The sequence below is a fragment of the Rhodosalinus halophilus genome (genome assembly GCF_003298775.1).
Taxonomy (GTDB): Bacteria; Pseudomonadota; Alphaproteobacteria; order Rhodobacterales; family Rhodobacteraceae; genus Rhodosalinus; species Rhodosalinus halophilus.
Genome location: NZ_QNTQ01000006.1, coordinates 452,963 through 479,333, shown reverse-complemented (window position 1 = coordinate 479,333; position 26,371 = coordinate 452,963). Strand labels below are relative to the sequence as shown.

Sequence of the window (26,371 nt, the reverse complement as noted above, 5' to 3'; positions counted from 1 at the left end):
AACCTTTCCCTAGTCTGCGCGGAACCAGTCGAGCGGATCGACTGGCGTGGTGTCCTTGCGTATCTCGATATAGAGCGTCTCGGAGCGATCGCTGCCACCCCCCTCACCATTCCGTGACAGGAACGCATCGGCACCGGCCGCGGCGCCGCCCATAAGACCGACCGGGCTGCCCTCGGGCAAGACCTGCCCCGCCTCGCCGAATACGGTCTCGAGCCCCGCCAGGACGATGAGCATCCCGTCCTCGGGCTCGAGAATGCTCACCTGGCCGTAGTCGAGCAAGGGGCCGCGATAGCGCAGCGTGGCGGTCGCGGGCGTCGATACCAGCGCGCGCGGCCGCGTGGCGACGACGATGCCGGGCCGCTCGATGCCCGCCGCGTCCGCCTCGCCGGCGCGGCGCAGGATCGTGCCCTCGACGGGCAGCGGCAGTTCCCCCTTGCGGTCCGCGATCCCGGGCAGCGGGGGCGCGTCGGGCGCCGCCGCGCCGATCTCGGAGAGACCGCTGGCGAAGCCCTCGAGCGTCTCTGTCGCGGCGATCAGGATCTGCGTGCCCACGGGGTCGGCGATGAAGCGCCGCGGCAGGTCGGTGCGGTCCGCGATCGCGGCGCTGAGTTCGGCGCGCGCCGCCTGCACCCCCGCGAGCCCCTCGGTGAGCTGTTCCGCCGCGGCCTCCTGCAAGGCGCGCAGGGTGACCACCTCCTGAAGATCGCGGCGCAGCGCGCCCGCCTCGGCCTCGAGCGCCGGGGTCACCTCGGCCACCAGCATGCCCGCCCGTGCGGTGCCCAGGGGGCCGCCCGGGTGCAGGAAGAGTACCGGCGCGGGCGCCGTGCCGATGCTCTGCAGCACGCCGAGCAGTTGCGCGACCCCGGCCTCGCGCGCCTCGAGCCTGCGCGCGAGCTGCGCCTCGCGGATCGACACGGCGCGCAGGCCCTCGCGCATCGCGGCGAGCCCGGCCTCGAAGCCGCGCACGGTCTCGGTCAGCGCGGCCACGCGGTCGCGCGCGCCCTCCGCGGCCTCGAGGGCCTCCATCGCCGCCTCGAGGCGGGCCAGCGCATCTCGCGCCTGGGTCGCCGGGTCGGCGGCCACAGGCCCGGCCAGCGCGATCACGAGGGCGATCAGCCGCTTCATGTCTCGATGAGGCTTTCGCCGGTCATCGCCGCCGGCGGCTCCAGCCCCATCAGCTGCAGCACCGTCGGCGCAAGATCGGCGAGCCGCCCGCCGCCGCGAAGCCGCGCACCGCTCGGACCGCCGACGAGAATCACCGGCACGGGATTCGTCGTGTGCGCCGTGTGCGGGCCGCCGGTCTCGGGATCCACCATCGTCTCGCAATTGCCGTGATCGGCGGTCACGATCATCGCGCCACCCGCTCGCTCCAGCGCCTCGAGCGCCTGCGCCAGACCGCGATCGACCGCCTCGCAGGCGCGGATCGCCGCCTCCAGATCGCCGGTGTGCCCCACCATGTCCGGGTTGGCGTAGTTGACCACGATCAGATCATATCCCCCCTCGATCGCCGCGACGAGCTTCTGCGTGACCTCTTCGGCCGCCATCTCGGGCGCGAGATCGTAGGTCGCCACCCGCGGCGAGGGCGCCATGTAGCGGTCCTCGCCCGGATAGGGCTCTTCCCGGCCGCCGTTGAGAAAGAAGGTGACATGCGGATATTTCTCGGTCTCGGCGAGGCGGAACTGCCGCAGACCGTGTCGCGCGACCCAGGCGCCCAGCGTATCGGGGATGTCTTCGGTCGGAAAGACCGTGTCCATGTAGCGGTTGTGCGCCTCGGAGTACTCCACCATCCCGAGGCAGGCGGAGAGATCGGGGCGGCGGCCGGTGTCGAACTCCGCGAAACCGGGTTCGGCCAGCGCGCGAAGGATCTCGCGCGCGCGGTCCGCGCGGAAGTTGAGGCAGAAGAATCCGTCGCCGTCGGCGATACCGCCATACTCGCCGATCTCGGTGGGTTTCAGGAACTCGTCGGTCAGACCTTCGGCATAACCCGCCCGCACCGCGGCGAGCCCGCTCGTGGCGTGGCGCGCCCCCTCACCCTGCACGATGACCGAATAGGCCTCGGCGACGCGCTCCCAGCGGTTGTCCCGGTCCATCGCGTAGTAGCGGCCCGTCACCGTGGCGACATAGGCGCCGGCAGGGAGTTCGGCCTCGAGCCGCTGCATGTAGGCCTCGGCGCTCGAGGGCGGCACGTCGCGCCCGTCTGTGATCGCATGAATGGCCACTGCCACGCCCGCTTCGGTGATCACCCGGGCCGCGGCGAGGATATGGTCGATATGGCCGTGCACGCCGCCGTCGGATACCACGCCCATCAGATGCGCGATGCCGCCGGTTTCGCAAAGCCTGTCGATGAACCGCGTGAGCGCCGGCGCCGCGGCGAAGCTGCCGTCCTCGATCGCGAGGCCGATGCGCCCGAGATCCATCGCCACGACGCGGCCCGCCCCGATATTCGTGTGCCCGACCTCGGAGTTGCCCATCTGGCCCGCGGGCAAGCCTGCATCGCGGCCGTGGGTGACGAGCGTGGCATGGGGGCAGTCGGCCCAGATCCGGTCGAAGGCCGGCGTGTGCGCGAGAGCGGGCGCGTTCGCCTCGGTCGCCTCGCGCAGGCCCCAGCCGTCGAGGATGCAGAGCACCACAGGTTTTGCCGCCATCGACCGATCCCTCCACGCCGCGCGTGGCGCTCTTCTATCGCGGCTTTCGGCGGGATTGAACCGCCCGCGCGACGGTGCTTCGGTTCGAGACGCATTGATGCCCGGAGCCGGCAGCGCGGCGGTCGGTCAAGGGTGGGCCCTTGGGCAGCGCTCGTGAGCCGGGGGGCTCTACAGCACCGGTCCTTTGGAAGACCCGACAAGACCTCGGTGCGGCTGCACCGTTTCCGGCGGCGCCTGCCGTGCCGGACGACCTTGCCGCGCGACTTCGCAACCCCCAATCGCCGGGCAGACGGTCGACGGCCGGAGAGAGCCATCCGCCCCCCCCCCTGCGCCGACATAGCCGCAGAAGCTGGCCGGCCGTGACGAAGGACCGGAGCTCGCGGCCGACGCCTTTGGCGCGCCTCGGGAAAGGTCGCGTCAATCATCGCGCTCTTTCCCTCCGGCTCTGAGTACGTTGTTTTGTCAGGCCTGTTCAATGCGGCCGACACGGCGCAGCTGGCCGGGATGGTGATGCGCGGACCGGGGCCAAATCTCCAACAGCGAGCTCGAAGCTCCGAGAACGTCGCTGGTTTGCCCGACCCGCGTCTTTTCGATCATTTGCCCAGCCGATGACCCGTTGTCCCATCTTCGAGGTTTTGCCGACCTCTGCTTGCCACCGGTCGAATGCTGGCGTGGTGACCTTCCCCCGCGATTAGGGCCGGGGCGCAGGACCTGGCGGACTTCGTGGAGCGCGTTCGGCCGGCGTTCCCGCATGTCGAGATCCACGCGCTCACAGGTAGCTTCGAAGACAACGCGCCCCAGATCGACCGCCTAGCGACCCATCCTTTCCGCCTCGGGTTCGTAAATCCTACGGGATGGACAGGGTATCCGCTCGACGCCCTCAAGACCGTATGCAAGATGCGTTGCGCGCAAATACTCAACTTCATGCATGAGCATATACAGCGCCACCTCTACCACCCCTCCGAGGACCGCGAGCGCTGGCTGCGGGCGATCGTCGGCGACGGCAGCCGCCGAGCTCGCGGGCCGGGAGCTGCCGGCGGATGACATCAGGGCGGCGGTGCTCCGGATATTCAAGACGGAGCTGCGCTTCGTCTACGCCTGCCACTCGCCGATCGAGATGGTTGAAAAGCGGCGCCTGCACTTCAGCATGATCTACGGCACCTCCGCAGCGGACGGCGTGTTCGTGCTCAGGGAAGCGGAGAAGAGGGCGCTGCCGGACCACGAGTGGAAGGGGAAGGATCGCCGGGCGCGCGGCCAGCTCAGCTTGTTCGAGGGCGAGGAGTATTCCCCAGGGCGGTACGGCACCCTGAGAAGCAGGCACCTCGAAGACCTTACGGCACTGGTGACCGAACTTGCCAAACAGACAAAGGATGCCCCCGGAACATTCAATGAATTAGCAGCGACCATCATGGAGAAGCATTACGTCTCGCCGACGGAGATCAAGGAGAACGTCGGGGAGCTGGCGAAGCAGGGCCTGATCGAGCCACCCTGGAAGACGCGCAAGTATAAGGCCCGAGTGCCGGACGACGGAGACCGCGTCGTATGGCTTGCCGACGAGAACACCTAGCCTTGCTGCAATCATGGGTTCGACGCCGGTTCCATCACGCCGAGCGCCACCGGCGTCGAAGTGCTCAGGGCGAGCCCGGAAAAACAAACCAACGCCAGATGCTTGCAACCTATTCACCAAATCGGCGCAGTCTCGAGGTCCGGAGAATACCGGCCCTGAGAGACCGCTTTCCGACCTCTTGGCCCATAGGCCAGTGCTCAGCCCCTCCCGCATAACACTCCAAAACAACGAAAAAAAAATCCGGCCGCAGCCGGACCGGGAGAACGCTTTCGCGGGGGCAAGCGGCGGACAGGGCGGGTCTGGAACCCAACGTTCTCCACCTCGTAAGCCATTGTTGCCGTTTGGACAAAGACGGCTTTCGTTCTCTGCAGGCACCCGCATCCCGTCCTAGACGCAATTGAAGCCGTCATGTGATGCCCGCTCGCCGAGGCGCTTAAGTACGGCGTATGCCGCCGACTGGCGACGGCTCCGGATGGCGCGGGGCCAGCTTGAGGCGTTCATCTTTGAAGGCCCCTCGCGATATCGGGCTGCGCATCCCTGCCAGCTACCGCACCGGTTTCAGCCGGCGGGACCTCCCCAGCATTTGAGTGCCGAAGCCACCCGACGCGGTCCGGCCAGCCACTGCCGGTGCTCCGATCTGGTCCCTTCGGGGCGCACGTCTGGCCGACGGTGAACGGCCGCACGAACCCGAGAAACATGAAACTTCATATTTATGTTGACAGCATGACAGTGGCGGGTAGCGTCACCTCGTCGGATTGACGCACGATGAAAGGACTTGGCTTGGGACAAAGGCGTATCGCTGTTCTGGGGGGCGGCAACGGATCCTTCGCATCAGTCGCGGACATGACTGAACGCGGGCACGACGTGATCTGGTGGCGGCGTGACCGGCGCGCCTTCGGCCCGGTATGGGAGAGCCGCCGCATCCGGGTCATCGACCATGAAGGCAGCCGCGATATCGCCGTCACGCCCACCGACGACATCGCGGAAGCTGTCGCAGCGGCCGAACTGATTCTCGCCCCCACGCCGGCCAACGCGCAGCACGACCTCGCGGACCGCCTTGCGCCGCATGTCAGCGACGGGCAGGTGATCTATCTGCCGCCTGGCACCTTCGGCAGCTACATCATGCTCAAGCGGATGCGTGACGCAGGCTGCACCGCCGACATCGCGATCGCCGAGACCGGCACCTTGCCGTGGCTCTGCCGCAAGCCCGACGCCGAGAGCGTCCGCATCACCACGCGTGCTTCGCGCCTTCCAACGGGCGCCTTTCCCGCGCGGCTGAACGATCATGCGCTGTCAGTCATTGCCGATGCATTTCCGGGCGCCATCGAGCCAGTGGAGGATGCGCTGTCGGCCGCGCTGATGAACGCCGGGCCGATCATCCACCCGCCGCTGATCCTGATGAACGCAGGTCCGATCGAGCACTTCGACAGCTGGGACATCCACAACGAGGGAACGCAGCCCTCGATCCGCCGGGTGCACGACGCGCTCGACGCCGAGCGCATCGCGGTGCGCGAGGCGCTGGACTATGCGCCGCCGCATTTTCCTCTCCGCGATCACTACGAAACCAGCGACTGGATGTATGGCAACCTCGCGCACGACAAGCTCGTCGATTCCGGGGACTGGCACGAAAAGCTCGACCTGACTGGGCACCGCTACATGAGCGAGGACATCGCGCAGGGGCTCGCCTTTCTCGTCTCGGTGGGCGAATGGCTGGGCGTGCCTGTGCCCGTGGCACGCGGGCTTCTGGCGATCGGCGGTGCAGCGGCCGGCCATGACTGGCGCGCGGAAGGCCGCACACTGGAGTCCATCGGCCTGTCCGATCAGTCGCCGGCCGAGGTGCAGACCATGCTGCGCGAGGGGCTGTGATGGCGGGACGAATCGCCTGCCTTGGGGCTGGGCGCATGGGCCGCGGAATCGCCCATGCGGTCGCCTACGGCGGCCACGAGGTGGCGCTTCTCGATGCCAAGCCACGCGACGCGCAGCGGTTCGACCAGCTCCGGGGCGATGCGCTGTCCGAGATCGAGGGCAGCCTGTCGATGCTCGCCGGCCTGGGCGGATTCGATGCCTCCGCAATCCCGACGATCATGGGGCGTGTCTCGGTATACCCGCTGGATGCGGCAGAGCAGGCGCTCGCCGGTGCCGACATCGTATTCGAGGGCGTGCCCGAGACGCGCGAGGCGAAGGCCGACGCCTTCGCGCTTTTCGACCGGGCGGCGCCGGCGGAGGCCGTGCTGGCCTCGACCACATCGACGATGCTGTCGACCGATCTCGCGGCGCTGACCGCCACGCCAGAGCGCGCGCTCAACGCGCATTGGCTCAATCCGGCCTTCCTCGTGCCACTCGTCGAGCTGAGCCCGAACGACGCCACCTCCGACGAGGTGATCGCGCGGGTCCGCGCCATGCTGGAGGGGCTGGGCAAGGTGCCGATCCTGTGTCGTGCGGCACCCGGTTACATCGTGCCGCGCATCCAGATGCTGGCGATGAACGAGGCGGCGCGAATCGTTGAGGAGGGCGTGGCCAGTGCAGAAGACGTGGACCGCGCCGTGAAATACGGCTTTGGCCTGCGGTTCGGCGTGCTCGGCCTTCTGGAGTTCATCGACTGGGGTGGGGGCGACATCCTCTACTACGCCAGCCGCTACATGCGTGAAGCGACGGGCGAGCAGCGCTATGCACCCGCCGAGATCGTGGAACGCAACATGGAAGCCGGCCACGTGGGGCTGCGCAGCGGCCAGGGCTTCTACGATTTCTCGGAAACCGATGCCGAGGATTGGCGCCGGGCGCGGCTGTCGGCCTTTCTGGACATGGTCCGGCATTCCGGCTGCCTGAAACCGCCTGTGGTCTGAGGCGGAACGCGACGCGCTAGCGCGAAAAGAGAAACCAGCAACAGGGGAGAGAAACATGGCACATCAGAGTTTCAGGATCGCAGCGGCCGCCGCCGCGCTTGCGCTCGCGCCAGCGGTCGCCGCGGCGCAGGAGCAGACGCTGCGCGCGATCACCGCCTTTCCCTCCGGTCTTGCCTTCTCGCAGTCCTTCCTGGGCTTCGTCGAGATGGTCAACGAGCGGGGCGAAGGCGTGGTCCAGATCGATTATGCCGGTGGTCCCGAGACCGTGCCGCAGAACCAGCAGATCGACGCGGTGCGGCGTGGCATCGTCGACATGCAATACGGGCCGGCCAGCTTCTATCTGGGGCGAATGCCCGAGGCCGACGCCTGGGTGGGCTCGACCGTGACCGCAATGGAAGCCCGCGAGAATGGCGGTTTTGAGGTCATGCAGCAGGCGTTCAGCGACAAGCTGGGCGTGGAGTTGCTCGCGCACATCGACAGCGGCGTGCAGTTCCACATCTACACGCTGGAAGAGCCGCCGCGTGATGCCGAGGGCAATCTGGACCTTGACGGGCTGCAGATCCGGTCACAGCCGATCTATCGTTCGTTCTTCGAGGAACTGGGCGCGACTCCGATTTCGGTGAATGTGCCGGATGTCTACACCGGACTCGAGCGGAACACCTTCGATGGTGCCGGATGGCCCATTGTCGGGATCAAGGATCTGAACTGGGATCGCTTCCTGCGTTACCGCGTCGATCCGGGCTTTTTCCAGACCGATCTCGCCGTCGTGGTGAGTCCGGACAGCTGGGAACAGCTGAGCGAGGAGGCCCGGACGCTCCTTACCGAGGTCGCGGCGGAGTATGAAAAGATCTCGCACGACAATTTCCAGCAGATCGTCGCCGAGACGGACGCCACCGTGCGCGAGGAAGGCATGACAGTCATCGAGCTGGAGGGCGCCGCACGCGAGCGCTTCCTCGACCTCGCCTACGACAGCGCCTGGTCGCGGATGCGTGAGGCCGGCACCGAGCATTACGACGCTCTGCGTGACGCCTATTACGACCGTTGAGCGAACACCCTAGAAGGCAGAAAGAGGCCGGCGCCGCGCGAGGACGCGCCGCCGGTCCGCTGTCCGTTGCGTTACGCCTGTACGACCGCCTGATCGAGGGGCTCGCCGTGCTTGCAGCGGCAAGCTTCGTTTTCGTGACGGTCGCAATCGTGACCGACGTGACGCTGCGCAACCTCGGCATAACCTCGCTGATCTGGGTCAGCGCGGTGGTGGAATACTGCATGCTCTTCGCGGCGATGGCGGCCGGCCCCTGGTTGATACGCATTGGAGGGCATGTCGCCGTGACAAGCTTCGTCGACATGCTGCCCGGCTCGCTGCGCCGCGCGGTCGGCCTGTCGGTGATGCTCGTTTCTGTCGTTATCCTCGTCTGGCTGAGCTGGCGTGCCGCGGTGATCGGACTTGAAGAGGCGCGCTTCGGCAGCATCGACATGCGTTCGATCGATATCCCCGGCTGGCTGCCTTACGCGCTGCTGTCTGGCGGATTTGTCCTCATGGCAGCTGAAATCCTGCGCCAGATCGGCCGCGGTGCGCGCGACCTCGGAAGCCGGGCGCAACACTGAAGGGCGATCCATGGGCTGGGAATGGTATGAAAGCTTCGGGCTGATGATGGGCGGCATCATCTTCCTGATGATGCTCGGGATGCCGGTCGCCCTCGCGTTTTTCGCGATCAATCTCGTCGGCGTCTGGATATTCATGGGCGGTGCGGTCGGAATAGACCAGTTCATCACCAATGCAACTGCCTCGATCACCAGTTTCGCGCTGGTTCCGGTGCCGCTCTTCCTGCTCATGGGCGAGCTTTTCTTCCATACCGGTCTCGCGATGCGGGTCTTCGATGCGCTCGACCGCGGGCTTGGCAACATGCGTGGTCGGCTGTCCTATCTCACCGTGGGTGGCGGCACGCTCTTTGCAACGCTCTCGGGCTCTTCGATGGCCAACACCGCGATGCTCGGCGCCTCGCTCATGCCTGACATGCTGTCGCGCGGCTACAAGCCCAAAATGATTCTGGGTCCGATCATCGCCACCGGCGGACTGGCCATGATCATCCCGCCCTCGACGCTGGCGGTGCTGCTGGGCTCGCTCGGGCGGATCGATGTGGGTGCGCTTCTGATCGCGGGTCTTCTGCCGGGACTTATCCTCGCGCTGCTCTATGTCGTCGTCATCCGGCTGCAGGTCGCGCTCGACCCGGACGCAGCGCCCGGCGATGTCGAGACGCGCGCCCCCTGGCCGGAGATCCTGCGCGGGATCGCGATCGACGTGCTGCCGATGGGGCTGGTGATCTTCTGCGTGATCGGCCTGATCCTGCTGGGATGGGCCACGCCCACCGAGGCCGCTGCCTTTGGTGCGATGTCGGTGGTCGTTCTGGCCGCGCTGAAGCGGTGCCTGACGCGCGAGGCAATCGTGAAATCGCTGCGCGGCACGCTGGTCGTTTCGGTCATGATGCTGATGATCATTCTCGGCTCGACCACCTTTTCGCAGGTTCTCGCCTTTTCGGGCGCGTCGAACGGCATGATCCGCTGGGCGACCGGCTACGAGATCGATCCCTATCTGATGCTGGCATGCATGATCCTGGTGCTGATCGTGCTCGGGATGTTCATGGATCAGCTCTCGATCATGATGCTGACCCTGCCGATCTTCATTCCGCTGGTGAACGCTCTGGGCTTCGATCCGGTGTGGTTCGGCGTCATCATGCTGCTCGCGCTGGAACTCAGCCTTGCCACGCCGCCGTTCGGCCTCCTGTTGTTCGTTATGGTCGGCGTGGCCCCACCCGGCACGACGATCGGCCAGGTTGCGCTCGCAGTGTTGCCTTTTCTCGCCTGCTCGGTGCTGCTGATCGTGCTGATGATGCTGGAGCCCGGCATCGCCCTGTGGCTACCCGATAGAATACTGAACTGAGGGGGATCCATGCGCCTTTGGTATCAAAGCTTCGTCGACGAAGAGAACGGCGCCACCTACTGGAAGTATCTGCGCGCGCATCTGGCCCAGATCGCCGATCCGGGCACCGAGATCGAGGTTCATGGTATCACGCCCTATGACAGCTATGCGCATCCCATCGTCGAGATGCGCTGCGCGCGCGAGGTGATCTGCAACGCCGTGCGCGCCGAGCGCGCGGGGTACGACGCCTTCATCATAGGCCATTTCCAGGATGCCGGGCTCTACGAGTGCCGCTCGGTCGTCGATATTCCTGTCGTGTCATTGGGCGAGGCGACGATGCTCCATGCCTGTACGCTGGGTCAGCGTAGCGGCATCGTGACGATCAATCGCCGTTTCATCCCCTGGTTTCGTCACCAGATCGGCAAATATGGCTTGGGCGAACGGGTCACCAGCGTTCACGCGATGCAGTTCGAGCCGGGGCAGGTCCTGGCCGCCTTCGGCAGCGAGGAGCGGCTGGAGGCGGTGCGCGCGCTGTTCGAGGAACAGGCCCGTCCGCTGGTCGATCAGGGTGTGGAGGTCCTGATCCCCGGTGGTGGCATCCCTATGCTGCTGTTCTCGCAGCTGATCGAGCACCGGGTGGGCGAGGCGCCGGTGATCAATGGCATTCCGATCACCGTCAAAGCTGCCGAGACGGCGGTCAAGCTGAAGCGGCAGAACGGCCTGAGTGTCAGCCGCGTCGCCGAATACGTCAAGGCGCCCGACGAGATCATCGAGGAATTCATGAGTCATCCCAAGGGGCTGTAAAGGGCACGCCACCGGGCCCGAAGAGCGCGGTCCCTATCTCGAGAACCAGCCGGCCTCGGCTGATCTGGCCGAATTCGAGCCGACGCTGTGCTTCGCCCGCCTGCACGAGCGGCATGCGCGCGGCGATCTGGGCGCGAAGGATGCCCCGTGCAGCGAGATCGAACACGGCCGCCACCGGGGTGCGTTCGTCGCGGATCGGAGCTCGGGTGACGCGGACATTGTATTCTGCGCCGCGCTCGACGATCGGCGCGGCGGTCAGCCAGACCAGATGGCCGCCAGGTCGCAGCACTTCGTACGAGCGATCGTGAACCGTCCCGCCGATCAGATCGAAGACGACATCCTGCGCCGGCAGAGTGGTAAAATCCTCGGCGTCATAGGCGACGGCGCGGGCGGCGCCGAGACCTCTGACATAATCCCGGTTCGTCGCGCGACAGGTGGCACTGACCTCGGCACCCAGATGTGCGCAGAGCTGCACCAGCACGCCACCCACCGCTCCGGCGCCGCCATGCACGAGGACGCGCTGGCCGGGCTGCACATCGGCGCAGCGAACGGCCGCGATCCAGGCGGACAGGCCGGCGTTGACCAGCGCTGCCGCCTCGAGCGTCGGCAGCGCCGGAGGCAGGAGCACCAATTCCTCCTCGCGCGCAAGGACCGCGCCGGCGTAACTTCCCCGTGCCACCGGGGGCGGCACCATGACCCCGACCCGATCGCCGGGGCGGAAGCCCGAAACTTCCGCGCCGCAGGCAAGCACGCGTCCGGCACCATCGCGGCCGGGTACCTTTGGGAGTTCTGGCGAGAAATACGCCGCCAGCCGACCGGCCCGCAGCTTCCAGTCGAGCGGCACGACGCTTGCCGCCGCCAGCGCCACCAGAGCTTCGCGGGGGCCGGGGCGCGGCACCGGCAGCAGCCCGGATTGTATCAGTTCGGGGCCGCCATGTGCGGCATAGCGCATGGCCAACATCTGCTCCGGGAGATGATCTCCAGCTTTCATGGCGCGCCTTCTCCCGGTCCGGAATTCAACCGCTCTCGATTTGTGCGGGTCGCCGGCAGCTACCGCTAGAGTGTCCCCGATGACATTTGAAGTCGTCACGTCATCATCTGCGCTGACCTGCTCGATCAACCGCACCGGACGGCCGAGTTTGCATAGAGTTTGCGTACCAGCTCGGCGTACAAGATGCGAGGTTGCCTCGCGTTTGCGTCACTCACGCTCAGCGCGGGATGCCCTTTCGGCTACGACGTCTGTCAACCCCGCAGGCGCCCGGACATTGCACCGCGCGAGCGATCCCGTGGGCCGCAACGGACGTGGCAGACATGCATATGGGGGCTGTTGAAAAAGGCGCGATCAGCCGACTCCGACGGGATGTTGACATCTTGTGGAGGCTGGCATGATCGGCAGCCGGACCCGAGACCAGTTGGAGTTCTTCGTCTGCGGACCGCTGCGTGATCACGTTCCGGATGATCACATACTGGTACGGGTCTATCCCGTGCTCGATCTAGGATGGCTCCGCGCCGAGGTCGTACACCTGTATGCGCCTGGCGTCGGCCGGCCGGGCATTAACCCCGAAATGGCCGTGCGCCTCATGCTGGCCGGGTTCCCGGTGGGGATCGTCCACGAAGCGGTTCCGCCGCCTTTTCGAGGGCACCGTGCAGGATTACGTGGTGGCGGGGATCGCGAAGGGCGAGATCGTGCATGTCGATGCCTCGCTGATCAGGGCGGACGTCTCACGGGACAGCCTGATCCTGCGCCATGTCGATATGGTCAAATCCGCGCGCGACCGTTCTGGCCGTGCCGGAAAGATCTGCACCGTTCTGGCGCGGCTGCAACTCAAGATCGGACGTGTCCGCGCTCAGGGTATGATCCGGCAATCCCCGACGGCGTAAGTCATCAAGGCTCCGGTCTGGCAGGCAGGTTCTCGATTATGTCGCGCAGCGTTTCCAGGAGCATTGCATGTCGTTCGTGACCTATGATCTCGGTGAGGCGCGACACATGCAGTAGCGCCTTGTCCTGGAGTTTGGCCTGCAGTTCGGCGCCTTTTTCGGTAACTTCGCTCACATAGGTCCGGCGGTCGTCGTCGAGACGGGTTCGGCGTATCAGGCCCTCGTCTTCCATGCGGCGCAAGGCCTTGGTCACCGCGGATTTGTCCCGGTGGGCCTTGCGGCCGATCTGGGTCTGACTGATGCCGGGATTGTGCGCGATCAGCGTGAGGATCGAAAGGTAGCCGGGGGGAACGGCGTTGTCGCCGAGCAAGGCCTCGAAGTCGGCATAGGAGGCTTCGTAGGCGGCGCGAAGATAGGTCCCGACAAAGCGATCAAGCATACCGATGTCGATTTCGTCCTCGGCCAGCCGCCGGGGCGTGGACGTTTTCGGATTGGAGATCGGGCGCGCGCGATCCGTTGCGGTCATCGTCTCACTCCTTGCGGCGCCTCATGCCTTGCCACGCCCTGCCGAGAGTGGCAGCCCGGCCAAGTCGCGCAGCTTGTCCCGATCCAGCCCGAAGCCGAGGCCCGGCGCCTCGGGCAGTGGAAGCTCCCAGCCATCCGGCGCGGGCAAGTGTTCGAAGACCGCCTGTCCCATTGCAACAGCGGCGAGGTGCCATTCCACCAATCCCCCGTTCGCGAGGCCAGCATTCAGGTGCATGTTGTGGAACGGAAAGGCTCCGCCATTCGCCATGGCCACGTTTCTGGCCTGGGCGATCGCACCGACCTTCGCTGCGGCAGTGAAGCCCCCGCAGATCACGGCATTGGGCTGGATCACGTCCACAGCCCCCGCAGCCATCAACTGTTCGAACCGGAAGAGTTGGCCCTCGTTCTGCCCGGCGGCGATCGGGATGCCGGCGGCGCGTCGCAACTCCGCCATGGCGCTGGGGGCGTTGTCGCGGATCGGCTCCTCGAAAAAGGCGATGCCGTATTCCGCGATACGTTCGGCCAACCAGCGTGCCGAGAAGGGATCGAGCGAGCAGTTGGCGTCGACGTACAAGTCTGGGCCCTCGCCTAGGGCCTCGCGCACGGTGCGGACCCTTGCGATATCCTCTTCGAGCTGCGCGCGCAGATCATTGCCCTCGTTCCGCCTGGCGAGTGCATGATGTCCGACAACCATCTTGAAGCGCGTGACGCCTTGCGCCTTCAGGTGACGGGCAGCATCGCTGAGTTCTTCGCGCGAGAAGCCCCCGAAGCCAAAGGTCACATAGAGCGGAACCTGCTGCCGGGCGCCGCCCAGAAGGCGCCAGCAGGGCAGACCTGTTGCGTGACCCAGAATGTCCCAAAGCGCGAGGTCGATGGCAGAGATGGCGTGGCTGGCGTAGCCCGTCTGGCCGCGCGGGGTCAGAAGCCAGTAGAGCCGTTCGGCAATGTGTTCACGGTGCAGCGCATCGGCACCGACGAGGTTGGGGGCGGCGACCGCGTTTACGGCGGCAGCCACGATCTCCTCCTCGGTGATCGCCGTGAAGCCGTGTCCTACTATCCCTGATTCGGTCGTCACCTCGACCACGACCCCCGAAAGGTTGCTGCGCGCCGAGACCGGGCCAACCTCGATCGTGAGCGGTATGTTTATCGCGGTCGCGACGACCTCTTTGATTTCATGCTTCATCTTGGACTCGCTGGCTGTCGACGGCGGGCTGGCGCTGAGCCAACCAATCGCGAGCTTAACGCCGGAACGGGTTGGGAGCCAGCAAGAATGTTGACATGGAAACTTTCTCCTCAGAGAGTATATTTCTGGCTCAAGCAGGGAGGTAGCCATGCGTGGAATTCTCAGGACTCTCGCCATCCTGCCGTTCATGGCAGGTGCAGCGGTCGCCCAGGACTATCCGACCAAACCGGTCACAATGGTCGTCGGCTTTTCTGCCGGTGGCGGAATGGACACGCTGGCGCGCATGGCGGCGGAGCCCGCCGGAGAGGCGCTCGGCCAGCAGATCGCGGTGGAAAACCGGCCGGGCGCGGGCGGCACCATCGCCCCCGGCTACGTCGCCAATGCCGAGCCGGACGGCTACACGATCTGGCTGGGCGAAACCGCCGCGACCATCGGACCGGTGGTGCATGGCGATGTCGGCTACGACCCGATCGACAGCTTCGTTCCGATCGCGCAACTGGCGGTGGCGCCGCTCGCGCTCGTGGCCGGCGCCGATGTGGAAGCCTCGAACATCCAGGAGTTCGTCGACCTGGTGAAGGCGAACCCCGGCCAGTATTTCTACGCCTCTCCGGGCGTCGCGACGCTTCAGCACCTGGCAGTCGAGGCACTGGCGGATGAAGCCGGCCTCGAGCTCGACGCGATCCAGTTCCAGGGCGGCTCGCCCTCGATGCAGGCGCTGCTCTCGGGGGAGGTTTCCTTCGCCGTCGTTTCGCTGAACGCGGCACGCTCGCAGGCCGAGGGGGGCAACGTCAAGATCCTGGGCGTCACCACCGCAGAACCGGTGCCGGGTTTCGAGGAGATCCGCCCGATCAGCGACGTGATCGAAGGGTTCTCCGCTGCACCTCGGCAATTCGTCATGGCACCGGCCGGCACGCCCGATGATGCCGTGCAAGCGCTGCGCGATGCATTTCGCACCGCCATGGAGAATGAGCAGTTGCGCGAGGATCTCTCCGCACGTGGCCTGGTGCCGACCTACATCGACGGTCCTGACCTGGCCGAGGAGCTGCCGGGCGTGATCGAGACATGGTCCGAGACGGCACGATCGGTGCTGGACAACTGAGACTGTCGGCGCCGCCCCGGCCCGGCCGGGGCGGCAGCTCTCGCAAACGCATCGGCCGGCCCGCGACCGCCCGGCCTGAACGACCGAAAGGAAGCAACATGCCAGCGCCCGTCGTCGGAATGATCGTCCCGCCCGCCGAAGGCCGGGTCCCGCCCGAGGCACGCGCGCTCTATCCTGACGCCGTTCGGTTCGTCGCGCGCGGGCTCGGCCTCAAGGCGCTGACCATGGACGACTACGCCATCGCGATCGAGCGGGTCGCGGCGCTTGCCCGTGAACTGCGCGACGATGAGGGCATCGACGCGATCTCGCTCATGGGCACGTCGCTCAGCTTCTTTCGCGGGGGCGCCTACAACGACGAGTTGGTCGCGATCATGGAGCGTGAAGCGGGCGTTCCCGCGACCACGATGAGCAATTCGATACGGGATGCGCTGAACGCGGTGGGCGCTCGCCGGGTGGCAGTCGGCACCGCCTATACCGACGAGATCAATGCGCGGCTGCGCGGATTTCTCGAGCGATCGGGTTTCGAGCTGGCGTCGCTGACCGGCATGGGGCTGGAGGCCATCCAGGACATTCTCGCGGTGAAGGAAGAACAGGTGACGGCTCTCGCGCTCTCGGCTTTCGAGAAGGCCGGCGGCGAGGCCGACTCCATCTTCGTCTCCTGCGGCGGCCTTCCGGCCCTGCACCTCGCGAATGCGATCGAGCCGCGGACCGGCGTTCCCGTGGTGGCAAGCTCGACCGCAGGTGTCTGGGGCGCGGTGCGTCTTCTCGGGGGCGTAGATCATCCGGACGCGCTCGGCGCACTAGCCGCTGCCGGTCCGCTGCGCGCACGCGCAGCCGGCTGAGCCGGGAAACTGGCGCCGGGCAAGGGATCGACGACATCCTGATCCTGCAACGTCGTGCTGTTTTCGGAGAAACGACATGGCCAGAGATACCCCGAAAGGCGTCGACTTCACCGACCTCGTGGTGGGCCTCGCAGCCATGGCAGGCTGCGCAATCACAGCCTGGATCTCGACGGGCTATGAACTCGGCACGCCACGCCGGATGGGCGCGGGCGCGTTTCCCTTCGTGCTGTCGCTCCTCGGGCTTTGTTTCGGCGCCGCGATCGCAGCGCGGGCCGTGCTCGCCCCGGAGCATATGGGCGCGCCCGTCCGCTGGCGCCGCCTGGTTTTCGTCTCTGCCGCGTTCCTGCTGTTCGCTGCCGCCATCGAGCCGCTCGGCCTTCTTCTGACGATCCCCGTCGTCACCATCCTCGGCGCCAGGGCCGATCCCGAGGCCAGGCTGGGCGAGAGCCTGCTTCTGGGCCTTGGCCTCGCGGCGGGGATCTGGGTCGTTTTCGTCAAGCTTCTCGGTCTCGGCATCCCCGTGCTTCCCGGCGAGGCATGATGGAACTCCTCGCCGATCTCGCAGGTGGCTTCGCGGTCGTCCTGACCATCGAGAACCTGTTGTTCTGCTTCGCCGGGGTGGCGATGGGAACCTTCATCGGCGTCTTGCCCGGCCTCGGCGCCATGCTCGGCATCGCCCTGCTCCTGCCGGTGACCTATTACCTGACGCCCGAGGCGGCGATCATCATGCTCGCGGGAATCTATTACGGCGGCGAGTACGGTGGATCGATCGCCGCCATTCTCATCAACGTGCCCGGCACGCCGAGTTCCGCCGTGGCGACGATCGACGGCCACGCAATGACCAAGCAGGGCCGCGCCGCGGTGGCGCTCTTCGTCTCGGCGGTGGCGTCCTTCGCGGCAGGCTCGGTGGGCATCGTGCTGATGATGCTCTTCTCACCGCTCATCGCCGATTTCGCACTCTCCTTCGGCTCGGTCGAGTATTTCGCGGTCCTGCTTCTGGGTCTCGTCGGGGCCGCGTCGGTGGGCCGGGCCTCGGTCATCAAGTCGCAACTGGCGGTGATCCTGGGCGTGCTGTTCGGAACCGTCGGCACGGACGTGAGCACCGGCGTGCAGCGCTTCACCTTCGGTTTTCCGGAGTTCATCACCGGGATCAGCCTCGTGGCGCTGGCCATGGGGATCTTCGGCTTCGCCGAGATCGTCAGCTCCACCGAGGGCAGCGCGGGCGCGCAGGGCAAGGCGCGCATCCGTCTGCGCGACATGCTGCCCGCGCGCGGGGAGATCCGTGCGAGTTTCGCGCCCTTTCGCCGCGGGACCGCGCTGGGCGCGCTCCTCGGCGCGCTGCCGGGAACCGGCCCCACCATCGCGAGCTTCATGGCCTATTCGCTGGAGAAACGCGTGGCGCGCGACCCGACGCGTTTCGGCGACGGCGCGATCGAGGGGCTGGTCGCGCCCGAATCCGCGAACAACGCCGCAGCGCAGACCGCCTTCATCCCGACGCTGACGCTCGGCATCCCCGGCACCGCGACGATGGCGCTTATCCTCGGCGCGCTGATCATCCAGGGTATCCAGCCGGGCCCCCGTCTGATGGGCGAGAACGAAGAGCTCTTCTGGGCGCTGATCGCGAGCTTCTGGATCGGCAACCTGTTCCTGCTCGTCCTGAACATCCCGCTGGTCGGCCTTTGGGTGCGGCTCGTGCGGATCCCGTATCGTTTCCTGTTTCCGTCGATCGTTTGCCTGATCTCGCTCGGGGTCTATTCGATCGAGCTCAACATCTTCGGCGTCTTCGTGGTCGTCGGCACCGGGATCGTGGGCTATGCGATGCGGGTCTCCGGCATCCCGGCGGCCCCCTTTCTCATGGGCTTCATCCTCGGCCCGCCGATGGAAGAAAACCTGCGGCGCGCCTTGATGCTGGCACGGGGGGACTTCACGGTGTTCGTGACCTCGCCGATATCGGCGATCTGTGTCGCGCTCGCCGCTGTCGCGCTGGCCTGGCCTGTCGCGAGCTGGTCGTATCACAAGCTGAAGTATCGTGCGCGCGCGACGTGAGCCGCGCCAAGGTCATCGAAGGAGAACTTGAAACGATTGCAAAACGGACCGTGAGGGACCAGCAGGAAGATCGGCGCGGTGACCTGATTACGGCCGGTCTTCGAGTGCGACGCTACCTCCTCGCCCCTTTTTGTCGATGCGAGCCTGATCGGCGACGAGCAGGCTCGGTCCGCGCCGACGGTAGACGAAGCGCAGGCGCAGGCCGCAGCGGCGCTCCTATTCGCAGAGGTGATCTTGGCGCCGCAGAGATCACGCCTTCACTATACCGACTCCAGCGCCTCGATCCGCTCCAGCAGCTTCCCGACGTTCGACACATGCCACCGCCCGCCCCACCGGGTCCGGACCCCGCGGGCGTTGAGCTCCGCCGCGATGGCGCGCAGTTAGGTGTGGCCCGCCTTCTGGATCTCCGCCACCACCGGGGCCAGCTCGGCCGCGAAAGCGTCGGCGTTTTTCCGAACCGTGGCCTGCAGCGCGGCCCCGCCCTTGCCGGCGCGCCGGAGAGCGGCTGCGCCGTTCGGGTCGCCGAGTTTGCCGGGCTTGCCCTGCGCGCGCTTGACCGCCGTGGGCTTTGGCTTGCGGCCTGTCATGGCGCCGCTCCGTTCCGGTCGAAGAGCCGCCGCAGCAGGTAGCTCCGGACCAGCGAGACGGCGGTGAAGATGCCCGCCAGCGCGGCGTTCTGCGACAGCGTGGCCGCGATGCCCACGCGCGGGAAGACGCCCAGCTGCACGATCAGCGCGACCGCGAAGCCCGCCGCCACGTTCGCGACGGCCTCGAGAGCCGAGAGGAGGCGCGACTGGCTCATGCCGGGACCTCCTGCCGCTCACGGGCCAGCTCCGCGAAGCTGCGCCCGTCGCCCTCCAGCAGGGCCGTCTCGCCGGTGAAGGCCTCCCAGCGGCGCACAGCGACGTCCACGTAGGCCGGATCGAGCTCGATCGCCTGGCACGCTCGCCCGGTGGTCTCGGCCGCGATCAGCGTGCTGCCCGAGCCGGCGAAGGGCTCGTAGACCGCCTGCCCGGGGCTGGAGTTGTTGAGCATCGGCCGGCGCATGCATTCCACGGGCTTCTGCGTGCCGTGCACGGTGGCGGCGTCCTCGTCGCGGCCGGGGATCTGCCAGAGCGTGCTCGGCTTGCGGTCGCCCGACCAGTGCCCTTTCCCCCGCACCGCGCACCAGCAGGCGGCTGTCGATGGCGGCGTCAATTGCGTCCGCGGCTGTCTCGGTTCCGAGCTCGAGGGCTCGCGCTTCCTCGAGAGCGAGTTGCGACGCGTCAGCGTCGACTTCTGACCAGTCCGGTTCAGGAGCGTTCCGCTCGTGTCCCACGATGTGGTGTAGCTCTTGGTGGCCTGACTGGTTTCGGCGGGCTCTGCACGCACGCGGGTTCCGCTACCGGCTTCACTCGAAGAACGTCCGCGGTAGGCCCGACCTCGTCCTCCCGAAGCACCGCGCGGTCATCTTTGTGCACGGGTGTTTCTGGCATCGGCATGATGGGTGCCGCGACGCTACCACTCCCGCGACGCGCTTAGCGTTCTGGCAGGCAAAGTTCGACGCGAACGTCGCGCGAGACAGCGCCGTTCGGGGCGCGCTGCTTGCTGCGGTCCGGGGCGTAGCGACGATCTGGGAGTGTGCCCTTGGAAAGCCGGAAAAGGTCGCGGCAGCGGCCGATCAGCTTTCAACATGGTCGCTCTCCGAAACGGAGACGCTCGAGCTCTGGGAACGCGAGATCTCGCCATCTACGAGAGAAGGCGAAGATGTCAGCTCGTCCAGCTGATTGGTTCAGCCCTGCAGGGTATGATGCGCCTGTTGAATGTTCGATCTGAGTGTCTTCCTACGCACGCCACTGGCGTCGAAGTGTTTAGCCCGGAACTCCAAAGAGTCATTTTATTTCCGCGGCTTGCAACCTTCTCACCAAAATCGGCGCAGTCATGAGGTCCGGAGAATACCGGCCCTGAGAGACCGCTTCCGGTTAGTGTCCGAGGAGGTGGTGGAAATTCCGCGCGTCGTCGCGGTGTAAGCGTGGTGGCCATCGAGGTGTAAGGTCGCGGTGTAGTTTGCCGACTTCGACCACGCTCTCACGGAGACCCCGATGACCAAGTCCAACATGTCCCTCACCGAGCTGCTTGAGAAGCACGACGAGGGTGATTTCCTCCGCGCCGTCGCCGAGGCAGTTCTTCAGCTTATCATGGAAGCGATGTCGAAGGCGTCATCGGCGCCGGCCGGCACGAACGGGCTGAGGCTCGGACCACCTATCGCAATGGTTATCGCGACCGAGCGCTCGACACTCGGCTCGGAACCGTGAACCTGCGCGTGCCGAAGCTGCGGCAGGGCTCCTACTTTCCCGGCTTTCTTGAGCCGCGCAGGACCTCCGAGAAGGCCTTGGTCGCGGTCATCCAGGAGGCGTGGATCGGCGGCGTCTCGACCCGGCGCGTGGACGAACTGGTGCAGGCCATGGGCCTCAGCGGCATCTCGAAGAGTACCGTGTCGAAGCTCTGCAAAGACATCGACGACCGCGTCGGCGAGTTCCTCAACCGCCCTCTCACCGGCGACTGGCCGTATCTCTGGCTCGATGCCACCTACCTCAAGGTGCGCCAGGGCGGCCGGATCGTCTCGGTGGCGGCAATAATCGCAGTGGCGGTGAACACCGACGGCCGTCGCGAGATCATCGGTTTGGGTACGGGACCTTCGGAGGCCGAGACCTTCTGGACCGACTTCCTGCGAGATCTGAAGTCGCGCGGGCTCGATGGTGTGAAACTCGCCATCAGCGACGCTCACCTCGGCCTCAAAGCGGCGATACAGCGCGTCTTCGAAGCGACCTGGCAGCGCTGTCGCGTTCACTGGATGCGGAACGCCCTGGCGCACGTCCAGAAGGGCCAGCACACCGTCGTGGCCGCGGCCATCCGCCAGGCCTTCGATCAGCCCGACCGCGAGCGCGCCGGAGAAACATGGCGCCATGTCGCGGACCAGGTGCGGCCGCGCTGGCCGAAGCTCGCGACCCTGATGGACGACAGCGAGCACGACGTGCTGGCCTACATGGCCTTCCCACGCCAGCACCGCACGAAGCTGCACAGCACGAATCCCATAGAACGTCTGAACAAGGAGGTGAAACGCCGGGCCGATGTCGTCGGGATCTTCCCCAACGAGGCCTCGATCTCGCGTCTGATCGGCGCGGTCCTGTTCGAGCAGAATGACGAATGGCAAACCCAGCACCGCTACATGCAGGTCGAGGCCTTCGCTCAGATCGACGCCGCCGACACCGATCCCATCCTCAGCATTGCAACCGAAGCCGCCTGATCATGCCCTCAGGCCACCCCGCTTTTTCCACCACCTTGACGGACGTGACCCCGCTTCCGGGCCTCCTGGCGCCGGGGCCAGTGCTCAGCCCCTCCCGCATAACCTTCGAATACAACGAGAAAATCCGGTCGCAGCCGGATCGGGAGAACGCTTTCGCGAGGGCAAGTGGCGGAGAGACAGGGATTCGAACCCTGGAGACCCTTTCGGGCCTACACGCGTTCCAGGCGTGCGCCTTCGACCGCTCGGCCACCTCTCCGCGGCTTTCGTATGTGCATCAGAGGGCCGCGCGATGCAAGGGGCATGCGGCGCGCCGGAGGGCGGGGCGAGAGAGCGCGGCTGCCGGGAGCGACGGAACGCCTGCGTCATGCCTTCTGAACGGCGACGAGACGTCGCCGGCGTTGCTGCGCGGGGGGCGGGGGTTCGTGGCGGACGGCGAGGCCTCCCGCGTCGGCGCCGGGCGCGACCGGCCTGGACTGCGCCGCTCTCCGGAGACCCCGGAGAAAGGCGCGGGGCTGTCCGCGCGGCTCACGCCGCGAGATGCAGTGTCACGCGCCGGTTCTGCCGTCCCTTCTTCTCGATCTTGCCGAGGCGGAGGGGGCCGATCTCGGCGGTGCTGCGGACATGGGTGCCGCCGCAGGGCTGCAGATCGACCTGCTCGTCGCCCTGCCCGATCCGGATCAGGCGGACCCGGCCGGCGCCCGTCGGCGGCGCCACGGACATCGTCTTGACCAATGCGGGATTGGCGGCGAGCTCGGCCTCGGTGATCCAGTCCTCGGTCACCGGCAGATCGCGCGCGACGAGCGCGTTCAGCGCGTCTTCCAGGGTCGATTTGTCTTCGGGCGCCTCGGGCATGTCGAAGTCGAGCCGGCCCTTGCCCGCGCCGATCGCGCCGCCCGTGACCGGCAGCGGCAGAACGACAGAGAGCAGATGCAGCGCGGTGTGCATGCGCATGTGCGCGAAGCGACGTTCCCAGTCGAGCGCCTGGATCACCTCGCTTCCCTCCGGCGGCGGGGCGTCGCCCTCTTCCGGGAGCAGCACGATCTCCTCGCCCTCGCCCTTCGCCGCAGTCGCCACCGCCATGCTGCCGCCCTCCCACTCGAGGCGGCCGGAATCTCCGGGCTGGCCGCCGCCCGTCGGGTAGAAAAGACTCGCGTCGAGCACGACGCCGCCCTCGGGCGTGACGCGGATCACGCGGGCCGGCGCGCTGCGGGCGTAGGGATCCTCGCGAAAGAGCATGCGGGTCATCGGCCGTCTCCGTCGGACTCCGCGTCGGTCTCGGGCCTGTCGAGATAGGGGTCGGGCGCGCGCGGCGGCGGCGCGGCTTCGGGGGCGGCGGCGGCAGCCTTTGGCGGCGTCGACCGGTCGGGAAACAGCGTCTCGGGGTTGCGCAGCCAGACGTCGCGCTGGGCGAAGGGAATCTCGACGCCCTCCTCCGCGAAGCGCCGGGCGATCGCGTGGTTCATGTCGGAATGCACGTTGAGCACCCAGTTCACGTCGCGCAGGATGGCACGGATCTCGAAGTCGAGCGAGTCCGCGCCGAAGCCACGGAAGAAGACGGAGGGCGGCGGGTCCATCAGCACCAGCGGATGATCCTCGGCGACCTCGCGCAGGATGCGCTCGACCTTGCGGGTGTCGGTGCCGTAGGCCACGCCGACAGGTACGATCACCCGCCCGATGGTGTTGCCGCGCGTCCAGTTGGTGACGACGCCGGAGACGAAGTCGCCGTTGGGCACGATCACGTCGGTGCGGTCGAAGGTTTCGATTCGCGTCGACCGAACCGAAATCTTGCGCACGATGCCCATCTGTCCGCCGACCTCGATCCAGTCGCCCTCGGACACCGGCCGCTCGATCAGCAGGATGATACCCGCGACGAAGTTCGAGACGATGTTCTGCAGGCCGAAGCCGATGCCGACGGAGAGCGCGCCGGCGACGATGGCGAGCGACGACAGATCGAGACCGGTCGCCGATATCGCGATCAGCGCCGCGAGGAAGATGCCGACGTAGCCGGTGCCCGAGACCAGTGCCGTCTGCGCGCCCTTGTCGAGCCTGGTGCGCGGCAGGACCGAGTTGCGCAAGCCGTTCTGCAAGGCGCGCGTGGCCGCGTAACCCGCCGCGAAGACGACGACGAGCACGAGGAAGTCCGTCGGGGAGATCCGCGTCTCGCCGACCACGAAGCCCTCGCGGAAGCGGGCCCAGATCTCGGTCAGCTCGGCGGTGCGCGCGCCCCAGACGAGCGCGAAGAAGGGCAGCGCGGCGATGGTCAGGGCCATGCCGATCAGCACCGGAAGCAGCCCCTCGCCCGCGGTCTCGCGCCCGGTGAGTAGCTGGTCGACGTCGCGCACGAGGCGCTGCAGGATCAGCACGAGCCCGGCGATGGCCAGGGTCACGACCCACGGCCGGATCAGCAGCGAGGCGTTGAGATAGCCCACCGCCGCCAAGAGCGGCGCGAGCACCGCCACAAGGATCGAAAGCCGCCCCATGAAGCGGGTCACGCGGTTCACGAAAGCATTTTCGGCGAGCTCCACCCCGCGGAAGCGGGACAGGATCACGCCCATGCGGAACAGTACGAGCCCCAGCAGCACCGTCACCGGGAACTGCAGGACCGCCTCGGTGGCCTGCGACAGCGAGGCGAGATCGACAAAGGCGCCGATCACGAGCTGGACGACCAGAAGGCCGGCGAGCAATGTGCTGTAGTTGCGCGCCTCGCGCCGCGTTCCGCCCTCCAGGGGGATCACTGCTTCGGCGTCCAGCGGGCTGTAGAGCCTCTGGCCCAGCCAGCGGTAGCCCAACAGCAGCGCGAAGGCCACCGGCAGGAAGGTCAGCAGTTGCGACAGGCGCGGCCCGGCGAGTCCGCTGAGCGCCGCTGCCCAGACGATCGCCGAGAGCCCGGCGAAAGGCAGCGCGATATGTCCGACGGAGATAAGGAGCGACCAGACGCCGGTTCCGCGCCTTGTGCGCCTTCGCATCAGATCGCCCAGGTTGTTCACCCAGCGGTGGCCGCGCAGCAGCAGCAGGGCGCCGGCTGCCAGCAGAAGCACGATCACCGGCAGACGGTCGCGCGCCTCCGCCACCCGCGAGGGGGTTCCGATCGCGGTCTGGACCTCCGTTTCGAGCGAACGCGCCGCGTGGCTCGCTTCCCTCAGGGCCGTGGCCCAGTTCGCCGGCACCAGCGGCGACGGGCCATGCGAGAGCAGTTCATCGACCTGTCGCGTTCGGATGATCTCGTCGATCTCGTCGATCAGGCCGTTGGCGCGCGTGAAGGCCTCCTCGGCATTGCGCACGGGCGCGCGAAGACTCTCGAGCCGCGCGCGCAGCTCGGCCCGTCGCTCCGCGATCTCCGGCGGCTCCTCGGCGCCCTCTTCCGGCGGCGGGCCGAGCGCCTCGAGCTGATTTTCCAGAGTCTGAATACGCGTGGCGTTCTGGCTCTGCGCAGCGAGAAAGCGATCGCGCCATTGCGCGATCTGCGCGCGAAGCTGTTCCAGCGCGTCTTCAGAGGCCTGTCCACGCTCGACCACCTGCTCGGCGCGCTCGGCGATCCGGCCCCATTCCTCGTAGTCCGGGGGCTCAGCCGTCGTCTGGGCGAGCGCCGCGCCGACGACGAGCCAGAAGGAAAGAACGATCGCGGCGAGGTTTGCGAAGCGAGGCAGGTGGCGGCTCATTCAGGCGCCACCGTCACGTCGGGCATGTCCACCGCGTCCCGCTCCATCCAGCGCGGCACGGGCAGCCCCTTCTCGCGCAGGAAGGCGGGGTTGAAGAGCTTCGACTGATAGCGCGTGCCATAGTCGCACAGGATCGTGACGATGGTGTGCCCCGGTCCCATCTCGCGCGCCATGCGCATGGCGCCGGCCACGTTCACCCCCGACGACCCCCCGAGGCAGAGCCCCTCGCGCTCGAGCAGATCGAAGACGACGGGCAGCGCCTCGTCGTCCGGGATCTGATAGCAGAAGTCGGGGGTGAAGCCCTCGAGATTGGCGGTGATCCGCCCCTGACCGATGCCTTCGGTGATCGAACTGCCCTCCGCCTTGAACTCTCCGGTCGTGTAGTAGCTGTAGAGCGCCGCGCCCATCGGATCGGCGAGACCCATCTTCACGCCCTTGGGCTGAAGCGCCTGCGCCACCCCCGCCAGCGTGCCGCCCGAGCCCACGGCGCAGATGAAGCCGTCGACCTTTCCCTCGGTCTGCGCCCAGACCTCCGGCCCGGTGCTCTCGACATGGGCCTGCCGGTTGGCGACGTTGTCGAACTGATTGGCCCAGATCGCGCCCTGCGGCTCCGACTGTGCCAGCCGCTCGGCCAGCCTTCCGGAATAGCGCACGTAGTTGTTGGGATTGCGATAGGGCGCCGCCGGCACCTCGACGAGCTCGGCGCCCGCGAGGCGGATCATGTCCTTCTTTTCCTGGCTCTGCGTTTCCGGGATCACGATGACCGTTCGGAAACCCATCGAGGAGCCCACCAGCGCCAGGCCAATGCCGGTATTGCCGGCCGTGCCCTCGACGATCGTGCCGCCGGGCCCGAGCGCGCCCCGCTCGACCGCGTCGCGGATGATCCAGAGCGCGGCGCGGTCCTTGACCGACTGGCCGGGGTTCATGAACTCCGCCTTGCCCCAGATCTCGCAGCCCGTCACCTCGCTGGGACCGTTGAGGCGGATCAGGGGGGTGTTGCCGATGGCTTCGGCCAGGTCTTTCGCCACGCGCATCTGGGGCCTCTCGTCAGGGTGCATGTCCTGTCTAGGCCCCGCC

At 67.0% G+C, this 26,371-nt stretch carries 23 protein-coding genes, 1 tRNA gene and 4 pseudogenes; 14 read left to right on the top strand and 14 right to left on the bottom strand.

Annotated elements, in window-relative coordinates; translation table 11 throughout:
- Positions 1–9: 9 nt before the first annotated feature.
- Both DRV85_RS08925 and gpmI read right to left on the bottom strand, forming a co-directional pair.
- Complete coding sequence (locus DRV85_RS08925; RefSeq protein ID WP_113289089.1) at positions 10–1,125, bottom strand: murein hydrolase activator EnvC family protein; 1,116 nt, start codon at positions 1,123–1,125, stop codon at positions 10–12.
- Positions 1,122–2,645, bottom strand: coding sequence for a 2,3-bisphosphoglycerate-independent phosphoglycerate mutase (gene gpmI / locus DRV85_RS08920; protein ID WP_113289088.1), 1,524 nt, complete (start codon positions 2,643–2,645; stop codon positions 1,122–1,124). The genes DRV85_RS08925 and gpmI overlap by 4 nt, the downstream gene beginning before the upstream one ends.
- 928 nt (positions 2,646–3,573) lie before the next feature.
- On the opposite strand from gpmI, the gene DRV85_RS08915 reads away from it, so the two are divergent.
- The 7 genes from DRV85_RS08915 to DRV85_RS08885 all read left to right on the top strand — a co-directional run bounded on the left by DRV85_RS08915 (position 3,574) and on the right by DRV85_RS08885 (position 10,776).
- Complete coding sequence (locus DRV85_RS08915) at positions 3,574–4,212, top strand: hypothetical protein (protein WP_113289087.1); 639 nt, start codon at positions 3,574–3,576, stop codon at positions 4,210–4,212.
- An 843-nt stretch (positions 4,213–5,055) separates the two neighbouring features.
- A complete protein-coding gene (locus DRV85_RS08910) occupies positions 5,056–6,078 on the top strand; it encodes an NAD/NADP-dependent octopine/nopaline dehydrogenase family protein (protein WP_233495449.1) in 1,023 nt (340 codons plus the stop codon).
- Positions 6,078–7,055, top strand: a complete 978-nt coding sequence (locus DRV85_RS08905) for a 3-hydroxybutyryl-CoA dehydrogenase (RefSeq protein ID WP_113289085.1) — start codon at positions 6,078–6,080, stop codon at positions 7,053–7,055. The genes DRV85_RS08910 and DRV85_RS08905 overlap by 1 nt, the downstream gene beginning before the upstream one ends.
- 55 nt (positions 7,056–7,110) lie before the next feature.
- Entirely contained in the window at positions 7,111–8,100 is a 990-nt protein-coding gene (gene dctP / locus DRV85_RS08900) for a TRAP transporter substrate-binding protein DctP (protein WP_113289084.1), read from the top strand.
- Positions 8,097–8,660, top strand: a complete 564-nt coding sequence (locus tag DRV85_RS08895; RefSeq protein WP_199525875.1) for a TRAP transporter small permease — start codon at positions 8,097–8,099, stop codon at positions 8,658–8,660. The genes dctP and DRV85_RS08895 overlap by 4 nt, the downstream gene beginning before the upstream one ends.
- Positions 8,661–8,670: 10 nt before the next feature.
- Positions 8,671–9,993, top strand: coding sequence for a TRAP transporter large permease (locus DRV85_RS08890; RefSeq protein WP_199525873.1), 1,323 nt, complete (start codon positions 8,671–8,673; stop codon positions 9,991–9,993).
- Between the two features lie 9 nt (positions 9,994–10,002).
- Positions 10,003–10,776 carry an aspartate/glutamate racemase family protein gene (locus tag DRV85_RS08885; protein ID WP_113289083.1) on the top strand — a complete coding sequence of 258 codons (774 nt, stop codon included), beginning with the start codon at positions 10,003–10,005 and terminating at the stop codon, positions 10,774–10,776.
- On the opposite strand, the gene DRV85_RS08880 is transcribed toward DRV85_RS08885, so the two are convergent.
- The gene (locus DRV85_RS08880; protein ID WP_199525871.1) at positions 10,751–11,728 is read right to left on the bottom strand and encodes an NADP-dependent oxidoreductase; all 978 of its coding nucleotides are present in this window, start codon (positions 11,726–11,728) and stop codon (positions 10,751–10,753) included. The genes DRV85_RS08885 and DRV85_RS08880 overlap by 26 nt on opposite strands.
- 433 nt (positions 11,729–12,161) lie before the next feature.
- On the opposite strand from DRV85_RS08880, the pseudogene DRV85_RS19510 reads away from it, so the two are divergent.
- Positions 12,162–12,579: pseudogene (locus tag DRV85_RS19510) on the top strand (transposase); the annotation flags it as partial.
- Positions 12,580–12,661: 82 nt separating this feature from the next.
- Here DRV85_RS19510 and DRV85_RS08870 read toward each other — a convergent pair.
- Both DRV85_RS08870 and DRV85_RS08865 read right to left on the bottom strand, forming a co-directional pair.
- Positions 12,662–13,180: a MarR family winged helix-turn-helix transcriptional regulator gene (locus DRV85_RS08870; RefSeq protein ID WP_113289080.1), complete on the bottom strand. Its 519-nt coding sequence runs from the start codon at positions 13,178–13,180 to the stop codon at positions 12,662–12,664.
- Between the two features lie 21 nt (positions 13,181–13,201).
- Positions 13,202–14,362, bottom strand: coding sequence for a mandelate racemase/muconate lactonizing enzyme family protein (locus tag DRV85_RS08865; protein ID WP_113289079.1), 1,161 nt, complete (start codon positions 14,360–14,362; stop codon positions 13,202–13,204).
- 148 nt (positions 14,363–14,510) lie between these two features.
- Here DRV85_RS08865 and DRV85_RS08860 point away from each other — a divergent pair, with 148 nt between their 5' ends.
- The 4 genes from DRV85_RS08860 to DRV85_RS08845 all read left to right on the top strand — a co-directional run bounded on the left by DRV85_RS08860 (position 14,511) and on the right by DRV85_RS08845 (position 18,349).
- A complete protein-coding gene (locus tag DRV85_RS08860; protein ID WP_113289078.1) occupies positions 14,511–15,461 on the top strand; it encodes a Bug family tripartite tricarboxylate transporter substrate binding protein in 951 nt (316 codons plus the stop codon).
- Positions 15,462–15,559: 98 nt separating this feature from the next.
- Entirely contained in the window at positions 15,560–16,303 is a 744-nt protein-coding gene (locus tag DRV85_RS08855) for an arylmalonate decarboxylase (RefSeq protein WP_158540131.1), read from the top strand.
- A gap of 76 nt (positions 16,304–16,379) precedes the next feature.
- Positions 16,380–16,844 (top strand): tripartite tricarboxylate transporter TctB family protein, encoded by a 465-nt coding sequence (locus tag DRV85_RS08850; RefSeq protein ID WP_113289077.1) that lies wholly within the window; start codon positions 16,380–16,382, stop codon positions 16,842–16,844.
- Complete coding sequence (locus DRV85_RS08845; RefSeq protein WP_233495447.1) at positions 16,841–18,349, top strand: tripartite tricarboxylate transporter permease; 1,509 nt, start codon at positions 16,841–16,843, stop codon at positions 18,347–18,349. The genes DRV85_RS08850 and DRV85_RS08845 overlap by 4 nt, the downstream gene beginning before the upstream one ends.
- On the opposite strand, the pseudogene DRV85_RS19505 reads toward DRV85_RS08845, so the two are convergent.
- From DRV85_RS19505 to DRV85_RS08830, 5 genes and pseudogenes are all read right to left on the bottom strand, one after another.
- Positions 18,316–18,565 (bottom strand): annotated as a pseudogene (locus DRV85_RS19505) (hypothetical protein); the annotation flags it as partial. The gene DRV85_RS08845 and the pseudogene DRV85_RS19505 sit on opposite strands and share 34 nt — an antisense overlap.
- A 44-nt stretch (positions 18,566–18,609) precedes the next feature.
- Complete coding sequence (locus tag DRV85_RS19815) at positions 18,610–18,720, bottom strand: hypothetical protein (RefSeq protein ID WP_476705476.1); 111 nt, start codon at positions 18,718–18,720, stop codon at positions 18,610–18,612.
- A 9-nt stretch (positions 18,721–18,729) separates the two neighbouring features.
- Positions 18,730–18,936, bottom strand: coding sequence for a hypothetical protein (locus DRV85_RS08840; protein WP_113289075.1), 207 nt, complete (start codon positions 18,934–18,936; stop codon positions 18,730–18,732).
- Entirely contained in the window at positions 18,933–19,151 is a 219-nt protein-coding gene (locus DRV85_RS08835) for a DUF7220 family protein (protein ID WP_113289074.1), read from the bottom strand. The genes DRV85_RS08840 and DRV85_RS08835 overlap by 4 nt, the downstream gene beginning before the upstream one ends.
- Positions 19,148–19,522, bottom strand: a pseudogene (locus DRV85_RS08830) (DNA methyltransferase); the annotation flags it as partial. The pseudogene DRV85_RS08830 and the gene DRV85_RS08835, both read right to left, overlap by 4 nt.
- An 11-nt stretch (positions 19,523–19,533) precedes the next feature.
- Between DRV85_RS08830 and DRV85_RS08825 the strand changes: the two are divergent.
- Both DRV85_RS08825 and DRV85_RS08820 read left to right on the top strand, forming a co-directional pair.
- Entirely contained in the window at positions 19,534–20,115 is a 582-nt protein-coding gene (locus DRV85_RS08825; RefSeq protein ID WP_338066965.1) for a very short patch repair endonuclease, read from the top strand.
- Between the two features lie 315 nt (positions 20,116–20,430).
- Positions 20,431–21,635, top strand: a pseudogene (locus DRV85_RS08820) (IS256 family transposase).
- Positions 21,636–21,801: 166 nt separating this feature from the next.
- On the opposite strand, the gene DRV85_RS08815 reads toward DRV85_RS08820, so the two are convergent.
- The 4 genes from DRV85_RS08815 to DRV85_RS08800 form a co-directional block, all read right to left on the bottom strand.
- Positions 21,802–21,891: transfer RNA gene (locus DRV85_RS08815), tRNA-Ser, on the bottom strand.
- Positions 21,892–22,160: 269 nt separating this feature from the next.
- Entirely contained in the window at positions 22,161–22,880 is a 720-nt protein-coding gene (locus DRV85_RS08810; protein ID WP_113289071.1) for an alanyl-tRNA editing protein, read from the bottom strand.
- Positions 22,877–25,294 (bottom strand): DUF3772 domain-containing protein, encoded by a 2,418-nt coding sequence (locus tag DRV85_RS08805; protein ID WP_113289070.1) that lies wholly within the window; start codon positions 25,292–25,294, stop codon positions 22,877–22,879. The genes DRV85_RS08810 and DRV85_RS08805 overlap by 4 nt, the downstream gene beginning before the upstream one ends.
- Positions 25,291–26,328 (bottom strand): cysteine synthase A, encoded by a 1,038-nt coding sequence (locus DRV85_RS08800; RefSeq protein ID WP_113289069.1) that lies wholly within the window; start codon positions 26,326–26,328, stop codon positions 25,291–25,293. Before DRV85_RS08800 ends, DRV85_RS08805 begins: the two co-directional genes overlap by 4 nt.
- Positions 26,329–26,371: the final 43 nt, after the last annotated feature.